4 protein-coding genes and 1 pseudogene are annotated in these 6280 nt (G+C 70.4%); 3 read left to right on the forward strand and 2 right to left on the reverse strand.

The features are described 5' to 3' along the window. The first annotated feature begins 522 nt into the window (after nt 1-522). Together AOK23_RS32385 and ptsP are read left to right on the forward strand one after the other, a co-directional pair. Nucleotides 523-972, forward strand: coding sequence for a PTS sugar transporter subunit IIA (locus AOK23_RS32385; protein ID WP_055716117.1), 450 nt, complete (start codon nt 523-525; stop codon nt 970-972). Between the two features lie 77 nt (nt 973-1049). Continuing rightward, the gene (gene ptsP, locus AOK23_RS32390) at nt 1050-2720 is read left to right on the forward strand and encodes a phosphoenolpyruvate--protein phosphotransferase (protein WP_055716118.1); all 1671 of its coding nucleotides are present in this window, start codon (nt 1050-1052) and stop codon (nt 2718-2720) included. A gap of 74 nt (nt 2721-2794) precedes the next feature. Here the strand turns inward: ptsP and AOK23_RS32395 are convergent, their stop codons facing one another. Continuing rightward, nucleotides 2795-3703: a hypothetical protein gene (locus AOK23_RS32395; protein WP_055716119.1), complete on the reverse strand. Its 909-nt coding sequence runs from the start codon at nt 3701-3703 to the stop codon at nt 2795-2797. A gap of 145 nt (nt 3704-3848) precedes the next feature. Then, nucleotides 3849-5828 carry an acetoacetate--CoA ligase gene (locus AOK23_RS32400; protein WP_055716120.1) on the reverse strand — a complete coding sequence of 660 codons (1980 nt, stop codon included), beginning with the start codon at nt 5826-5828 and terminating at the stop codon, nt 3849-3851. A 211-nt stretch (nt 5829-6039) separates the two neighbouring features. On the opposite strand from AOK23_RS32400, the pseudogene AOK23_RS32405 reads away from it, so the two are divergent. After that, nucleotides 6040-6280, forward strand: a pseudogene (locus tag AOK23_RS32405) (glycosyl hydrolase); the annotation flags it as partial.

The raw sequence follows: 6280 nt of genomic DNA on the forward strand, positions 1-6280 counted from the left end.
CCACCGGAGGAATGATCCGATGGTTCACAGCGTCCTCGCTGTGTTTTGTTTCAAAGGAACCTCGTCCCGACCGAACCGGCCGGAGACGGGGTATCAACATATCTGGCGTTGATTTTTGGCACGCTGTTGAGTTCTCAAGGAACGGACGCTTCCTTTGTACTCACCCGAGTATCTTCTCGGGCTTTCCTCCGGGCGCTTCCCTTCGGTGTTTCCAACACTATCAGTGTTTTTCCGTCCCCCTGACCACTCTCCCGCAGACATGCGGAAGCGGACCCCGAGATAGGATCTGACAAGTTGGTTGCCGCTTGAGGCGGGACGCTCAGTGGCGCCGCTCGGCCCCGAGCAGGTCTACGACTGTACAGCGGGCTCCGGAGCGCGTGCAAATCCACTGGACTGGTGGTCTAGACCACTAGGCGGTATCTTCCGTGGGGAACCCCGCATCTGACATACGCTGCTGGGCAGAGCCGCCCGTGGCAAGCGGTGCCGGCTCGTACGCGCAGCTCCACCCCTGGGAGGCTTCCCATGACCACCGTGACGTCCCCGCTCGCAGGACGCGCCATCGGACTGGCCGCAGTACCGGACCCCGTCTTCTCGGGAGCGATGGTCGGCCCCGGAACGGCGATCGACCCCGCGCTTGACGTGACCGAGGCCGTCTCCCCCGTGGACGGAGTCATCGTCTCGCTGCACCCGCACGCTTTCGTCGTGGTCGACGGCGAGGGGCACGGCGTGCTGACGCATCTCGGGATCGACACGGTGCAGCTGAACGGCGAAGGGTTCGAGCTGCTCGTCAACAAGGGCGACACCGTGCAGCGCGGACAGGCCGTGGTCCGCTGGGACCCTGCCGCGGTCGTGGCCGCGGGCAAGTCGCCGATCTGTCCTGTCGTGGCGCTGGAGGCCACGGCCGACGCCCTCTCCGATCTCCGCCTCGACGGAGACGTGAAGACCGGTGACGCGCTCTTCGGCTGGCAGTGAGGCCAGGTCCGTACCGCACGGGAAGTTCCACAACCACCGCGGCGGCGGGGCCCGCCGCACTACCGGAGACGGGTGAGATGGAGACAACGCTGCGAGGCGTCGGTGTCAGCCATGGTGTGGCGATCGGCGAGGTTCGGCACATGGGCACGGCGGTACTGGAGCCGCCTGCCAAGCAGATACCGGCGGAGGACGCGGAGCGCGAGCAGGGACGGGCCCGCAAGGCCGTGGACGCCGTCGCGGCCGATCTGATGGCGCGGGGCAATCTGGCGGGCGGCGAGGCCCAGGCGGTCCTCGAGGCCCAGGCGCTGATGGCCCAGGACCCGGAACTGATGGCGGACGTGGAGCGACGAATCACCGTGGGGAGCACGGCGGAGCGGGCGGTCTACGACGCGTTCGCCTCGTACCGGGCCCTGCTGGCGGGCGCCGGCGAGTACCTCGCGGGCCGGGTCGCCGACCTCGACGACGTGCGGAACCGTATCGTCGCCCGGCTGCTCGGGGTGCCCATGCCGGGTGTGCCGGACAGTGACGAGCCGTATGTCCTCATCGCCCGCGATCTGGCTCCTGCGGACACCGCGCTGCTCGACCCGACGCTCGTGCTCGGTTTCGTCACCGAGGAAGGCGGGCCGACCAGTCACAGCGCGATTCTGGCGCGGGCGCTCGGTGTGCCGGCCGTCGTCGCGCTGCCGGGCGCCGGGGAACTCGCCGAGGGCACGGTCATCGCCGTGGACGGCAGCACCGGTGAGATCTTCGTGAACCCGAGCGCGGACAAGAAGGCCGAACTGGAGGCCGCCGCCGCGGAGCGCAGGGCCGCGCTGGCCGCGTCCAGTGGGCCGGGAGCCACCTCCGACGGCCACAAGGTGCCGCTGCTCGCCAATGTCGGCGGTCCCGCCGACGTGCCGGCGGCCGTGGAGGCCGGGGCCGAGGGCGTCGGACTGTTCCGCACCGAGTTCCTATTCCTGGACGACAGCAAGCAGGCGCCGTCGGAGGAGAAGCAGGTCGAGGCGTACCGGAAGGTACTGGAGGCGTTCCCCGAGGGGCGTGTGGTCGTCCGCGTGCTCGACGCGGGCGCCGACAAGCCGCTGGACTTCCTGACTCCGGCCGACGAGCCGAACCCCGCGCTCGGTGTGCGAGGTCTGCGGACGCTGCTGGATCACCCCGAGGTGCTGCGCACGCAGCTGACGGCGCTCGCCGAGGCCGCCGAGGGGCTGCCCGTGTACCTCGAGGTCATGGCGCCGATGGTGGCTGACCGCACGGACGCGAAGGCGTTCGCCGACGCCTGCCGCGAGGCCGGGCTGCGGGCCAAGTTCGGGGCCATGGTCGAGATCCCGTCGGCGGCTCTGCGGGCGCGGTCGATCCTGCAGGAGGTCGAGTTCCTGTCGCTGGGGACCAATGACCTCGCTCAGTACACGTTCGCGGCCGACCGGCAGGTGGGTGCGGTGTCACGACTGCAGGATCCGTGGCAGCCCGCGCTGCTCGACCTGGTCGCGCTGTCCGCGGAGGCGGCGAAGGCCGAGGGCAAGAGCTGCGGTGTGTGCGGTGAGGCGGCTTCGGATCCGCTGCTCGCGTGTGTGCTGACGGGTCTGGGTGTCACCTCCCTGTCCATGGGTGCGGCGTCGATCCCCTACGTGCGGGCGACGCTGGCGAAGTACACGCTGGCGCAGTGCGAGCGTGCGGCGGCTGCCGCTCGGGCGGCGGACACGGCCGAGGAGGCACGCGGCGCGGCTCAGGCGGTGCTGTCGGGCGAATGACCTCGCGCTGATTTCGTGCTGATCGGTTGCGGTCGAGGGGCGCTCCACCTGCGGGTGGGGCGCCCCTCGCGCGTTCAGTGGAGGTGTCCGTCCGAGGCGGTGCCTCCGTGGCCGAGGTCGTCCCCGAGGTCGGGCGGGGTGCAGTAGTCGACGCCGGACTCCGGGGAGACGAGGTCGCCGGACATCACGTCGGTGCAGTAGGCGTCGAAGACCTCTCCCGCGGTGAGGGGTTCGAGGCCGTCGCCGCGCAGACGCCAGCCGTAGACCCGGTCGATGGTGTCGGGGGCGCTGGTGCGCATGACGAGTCCGCCGGGGCTTCGGGTGGCGATCCCGAGGGCGAGGACGGTGGCGAACTCCAGGGCCTCGGTCTCGTCCAGGCGGGTGGCTCCGTCGGGGTCCTGTTCCGCGCGGATGACGGCGACGAGTGCCTGGGGCTTGGAGGCGACGCTGCACACGAGGTGGCGTTCGCCCGGGGCGGCCGTGTCGAGGATGCGGGTGAGGAGGTCCGTGGCCCGGGCGAACGATGTGCGGCCGATGTCCTCGCCGCAGCAGGCGCAGGTGCCGATCTGGGCGAGGAGCGTGGTGGCGTACTCCCAGGTGGCCTTGCGGACCGCTTCGTCGATCAGTTCGGGGACGAGTTCGGTGAGGGGTTGTCCTTCGTAGGGGACGGCGGCGCCCGTCGCGGCCAGTTCGGCGGTGAAACGGGTTCGGCTGGAGGGGATGTCCGGTTCCAGGCCCGTCTCGGTGCAGAACTCCGCGTACTCCTCGGGGTCGAAGAGGGCGACGGTGGTGTGGTTGCCCTGCTCGGCGCGGGTGCGGAGCAGGGCTTCCACTTGGTCGAGGTAGGTCGTGTGGTCGTCGAAGGTGAAGCTGCGGTAGCGCCGCATGGCCGTGAAGTCGTGCTCGTCCGCGAGCAAGCCGATGGTGCCCGCGATCTCGCGGCGCAGGACCCTTCGCATGCTCTGGTGGCCGGTGTGTGCCATGGTTTCCCCCTGTGCGAGCAGTCGATCAATGCTCACTCACAGTAACCGGGGGCACTGACAACGGGTGCCGACCCGGTGTGCGGCCCGCGACGCCCGGCGCCCGATGCCCGATGCCCTGTGCCCTGTGCCCTGTGCCCTGTGCCGGTCAGGCTCTATCGCGGGCTCGTTCGCGGGCCAGGCCCTCGTAGAAGTGCAGCAGGTCGAGGTTGTCGATGGAGCCGGGGTTGACCGCCTTCTCCATGGGGGTGCCCTGGAGGAGGCGCTTGACGGGGACCTCGATGCGTTTGCCGGTGAGGGTGTGGGGGATGCCGGGGACCTCGATGATCTCGTCGGGGACGTGGCGTGGGGAGAGCTGTTCGCGGATGGTGCGCTTGATGCGGTTCAGGAGGGCTTCGTCGAGGGTCGCTCCCGGGGCGAGGTGGACGAAGAGGGGCATCCAGTAGCCGCCGTCGGGCTGTTCGATGCCGATGACGAGGGATTCCTTGACCTCCGGGAGCCGTTCGACCGCTTCGTAGATGTCGGCCGAGCCCATGCGGACGCCCTGGCGGTTGAGTGTGGAGTCGGAGCGGCCGTGGATGACGACGGAGCCTCGTGAGGTGACGGTGATCCAGTCGCCGTGGCGCCAGACGCCGGGGTAGGTGTCGAAGTAGCTGTCGTGGTAGCGGGTGCCGTCGGGGTCGTTCCAGAAGTGGATCGGCATGGACGGCATGGGGCTGGTGACGACGAGTTCGCCGACCTCGTCGGTGAGGGGCTTGCCGCTGGGGTCCCAGGACTGGAGGTCGGTGCCGAGGCAGGGGGCCTGGAGTTCGCCGATGTGGACGGGGAGGGTGGGGACGGCTCCGGCGAAGCAGGAGCAGACGTCGGTGCCGCCGCTGACGGAGGCGATCCACAGGTCCTCGCGGACCTCGTCGTGGAGCCAGCGGAAGCCGTCGGGCGGGAGCGGGGAGCCGGTGGTGCCGACGCACTGGACGCGGGAGAGGTCGTAGTCGCGGCCGGGGTGGACGCCGGCCTTGCCGCAGGCCATGACGTAGGCGGCGGAGGTGCCGAAGAGGGTGGCGCCGGTGCGTTCGGCGACGCTCCACTGTGCGCCGGTGTCCGGGTACCCCGGGCTGCCGTCGTAGAGGACGATCGTGGTGCCGGTGAGGAGGCCGGAGACGAGGAAGTTCCACATCATCCAGCCGGTGGAGGTGTACCAGAAGAAGCGGTCCTCGGGGCCGAGGTCGCAGTGCAGGCCGAGTTGTTTGAGGTGCTCGACCAGGATGCCGCCCTGGGACTGGACGAGGGCCTTGGGCAGGCCGGTGGTGCCGGACGAGTAGAGCACCCACAGGGGGTGGTCGAAGGGGACCTGTTCGAAGGTCGGCTCGGTGTCCGCGGCGGTGAGGGCGGACCATTCCAGGGCGCCGTCGGGGGCGTCGGTGCCGAGCAGGGGGATGTGGACGACGGCGCGGAGGGTGGGCAGTTCGCGGCGGAGTTCGGCGACGGTGTCACGGCGGTCGTGTTCCTTTCCGCCGTAGCGGTAGCCGTCGACGGTGAACAGGACGACCGGTTCGACCTGCTGGAAGCGGTCGAGGACGCTGCGGGCGCCGAAGTCGGGGGCGCAGGAGGTCCAGACGCCGCCGACGGCGGCCGTGGCGAGGAGGGCGACGACGGCCTGGGGGATGTTCGGGAGGTAGCCGCTGACGCGGTCTCCCGGGCGTACGCCGAGGGCGCGCAGGGCGTCGGCGAGCGAGCCGACCTGCCGGCGTAGTTCGGCCCAGGTCACGGGGCGTGGTGCGTGGGTCTCGTCGACGTGGAGGAGGGCCGGTTCGTCGGCGCGGGTGGCGGCGGCGCGCAGGGCGTGTTCGGCGTAGTTGAGGGTGGCTCCGGGGAACCACTGGGCGCCGGGCATGGCGCGGTCGCCGAGCACGCGCGCGTAGGGGGTGGAGAACCGTACGTCGAACCACTCGGTGACGGCTTTCCAGAAGGTCTCGAGTTCGTCGACGGACCAGCGGTGCAGGGCCGCGTATCCGCCGTCGGCCGGGGCTCCGTGGTGCTCGGCCGCCCAGGTGTGGAACTGGGTGATCCGGGCCCGGGCGATGCGGTCCGCGTCGGGCTGCCAGAGCGGCGAGGGGTTCGCTGAGGTCATGGGTCGGCTCCCGGACTGTGCGCGTCGTGTGCGTCGGGCGCGCACGAGCGGGGTGTGCGCGTGACGCGGCCACCACGGACGATGCCATGTGATCGACTTCGACACCAGAGTGTGCCGTGGTTGGTCGGCGACATGAAGTGTGCCGTCACCATGGGTGAACGGAAGTTGAACGACTCACACAAACGGGCCGGTCAATGGCAGGGTGAGCCGCATGGACGGTCGTGACCTGGTGCGTTCGGTGAAGGCGATCGGTTCGGCGGGGGCGGTTCAAGGGCTGCGCACCGTGCGGGCCGCGTGGCGCAGGAGGCGTTCCGACGCCACCGGGCTGGTGGCGCGGGGCGCCGAGCGGGCGCGGGTGCCGGGGCCGGTGCGGGACGTGGAGCCGGGGCCGGGCGGCGGGGTCGTGCGGTTCGACCGGACGGAGTTGCGGATCACCCTGCCATTGACCGGCC

This window comes from Streptomyces torulosus (genome assembly GCF_001419765.1).
In the GTDB taxonomy this organism is placed as follows: Bacteria; Actinomycetota; Actinomycetes; order Streptomycetales; family Streptomycetaceae; genus Streptomyces; species Streptomyces torulosus.